We start from the raw sequence: 1,959 nt of genomic DNA, 5'->3' as shown, positions 1-1,959 counted from the left end.
GGACGTGGGCGGCGGCGCGGTCGCCGACATCCGCAGCGGTGACCATCACGTCCAGCAGCAGGCCGAGGGTGTCGACCACGACGTGCCGCTTGCGTGTGTGTCCTGAACGCGAAAGGGAGTTGGTGGTAGCGAACTTCAAATAGCGGTGCTGTGCGGGAGATGAAGATCGAAACCGGGGAGTACGCAAATCCCCGGGGTGAGCCTGGCGGGTGCCCGTTTATTGGCCAGGCGGTGTCCGGCATGGAGGCGACGTGAGCCTGGTCTGCCGCTCTCGCATGGAACAGGAGAAGGCAGGTTCCGATACTCTCCGCCGGAACGGGTGGGGGAGAGGGAGTGCTCCGAGCAGACGCAACTGTGAGGGGTCGAGTACCGACGCGGGCCCTGCTGGCGGACCGGTCCGTAGTAGTGCTGAGGCCCCTGTAACGGGGGCGGAGCGAAGGGGCCGGGCCGCTCGTGACTGTGTTGATCGCATCAACCGGAAGTCCTCCGGGAGGAGTGGGATGAGCCAGTTGAAGTCTCGGATCAAGCCGTTCGATATCTCGAAGCGGGAGGTTATGGAGGCATGGGAGGAAGTCAGGGCTGACAAGGGTGCGCCCGGTGTGGATGGGCAGAGTATCGAGGACTTCGAGAAGGACCTGAAGAACAACCTCTACAAGGTCTGGAATCGTATGTCGTCGGGCTCCTACTTCCCGCCTCCGGCGCGCGCGGTGGAGATCCCGAAGCCACACGGCGGAGGCACGAGAATGCTGGGCATTCCCGCTATCTCGGATCGGGTGGCGCAGACCGTGGTGGCCCGGCATCTCATGCGGAGGGTGGAACCGGTTTTCCATCCGGACAGCTACGGATACCGGTCCGGACGATCTGCCCTGGACACGGTGGGGAAATGCCGGGAACGCTGCTGGAAACGGAACTGGGTGGTCGAGCTTGACATCCGGAAGTTCTTCGACAGCGTGCCCTGGGACCTGCTTGTCAAGGCGGTGGAGATCCATACGGATGCCGTCTGGGTGAAGTTGTACGTGCGCAGGTGACTCGCCGCCCCGCTCGCCATGCCCGACGGCACCCTGCACCAGCGGGAGCGTGGGACGCCACAGGGCGCCCCGGTGTCTCCCGTCCTGGCGAACCTGTTCCTGCACTACGCGTTCGACACCTGGATGGCCCGGGAATACCCGACCGTGCAGTTCGAGTGCTACGCGGACGACGCCGTGCTGCACTGCGTCTCCGAGCGCCAGGCCCGCGAGGTCCTGGCGGCGCTGGAGGACAGGATGGCCGAGGTCGGGCTGCAACTGCACCCGGACAAGACCCGGATCGTCTACTGCAAGGACGGCTCACGCCCCGGCTCGTACGAGCACGAGGCGTTCACCTTCCTCGGGTACACGTTCCGCGCCAGGAGAAGCCGGAGTCGGCACGGGAACCCGTTCCTTTCGTTCGAGCCGGCGATCAGCGCCGGTCCGACCTGACCTTCGGCGAGCTCGCCCGACGGATCAATCCGATGGTGGCGGGCTGGCTCCACTACTACGGCCGGTTCCGGCCGTGGGAGCTGCACTCCTTCGTCATGCGCATCAACGCCTACCTGGTGCGCTGGATCCGCAAGAAGTACCGACGGCTCGCGGGCAAACGGAAGGCGCTGGCGAAGCTTCGGGAGATCGCCCAGCGGTACCCCCGCATGCTCGCCCACTGGCGCTTTTCGCCCACGCAGGGAGCCCTGTTGATCTGAGATCAGAGCGGCAAGAGCCGTGTAACGGGAGACTGTTACGCACGGTTCTGTGAGGGCCGGGAGGTGAGATCCCTCCCGGCTGCTCGACCCGTTGACCAGCTTGCCGCCGTCGAAGCCGCGACTGTCCACGCCGACCACGGCGTCTGCCTCGACCGACTGCGAATCGATCACCCCGGCCGTCGGCTGGGCGTCGCGCCCCGCCTTCTCGCGGACCTGCCCGCGCAGCCGGTCGTGGAACTCCCGAA

General features: G+C 66.0%; 1 protein-coding gene and 3 pseudogenes. 2 read left to right on the top strand and 2 right to left on the bottom strand.

Annotated elements, in window-relative coordinates; translation table 11 throughout:
* A pseudogene (locus tag ACIP4X_RS35730) lies at positions 1–94 on the bottom strand (IS5/IS1182 family transposase); the annotation flags it as partial.
* 181 nt (positions 95–275) lie between these two features.
* On the opposite strand from ACIP4X_RS35730, the pseudogene ltrA reads away from it, so the two are divergent.
* A pseudogene (ltrA, locus tag ACIP4X_RS35725) lies at positions 276–1,457 on the top strand (group II intron reverse transcriptase/maturase).
* Between the two features lie 32 nt (positions 1,458–1,489).
* Complete coding sequence (locus tag ACIP4X_RS35720; RefSeq protein WP_358735474.1) at positions 1,490–1,714, top strand: group II intron maturase-specific domain-containing protein; 225 nt, start codon at positions 1,490–1,492, stop codon at positions 1,712–1,714.
* Between the two features lie 87 nt (positions 1,715–1,801).
* Here the strand turns inward: ACIP4X_RS35720 and ACIP4X_RS35715 are convergent.
* Positions 1,802–1,959, bottom strand: a pseudogene (locus ACIP4X_RS35715) (IS5/IS1182 family transposase); the annotation flags it as partial.

Source organism: Streptomyces sp. NPDC088817, from assembly GCF_044750345.1.
In the GTDB taxonomy this organism is placed as follows: domain Bacteria; phylum Actinomycetota; class Actinomycetes; order Streptomycetales; family Streptomycetaceae; genus Streptomyces.
This window is presented reverse-complemented; position numbering and strand designations above follow the sequence as displayed.

Bases quoted from the DNA above. Each gene is read 5' to 3' on its own strand.
- ACIP4X_RS35720 (WP_358735474.1), top strand. From the start codon at position 1,490: ATGGTGGCGGGCTGGCTCCACTACTACGGCCGGTTCCGGCCGTGGGAG.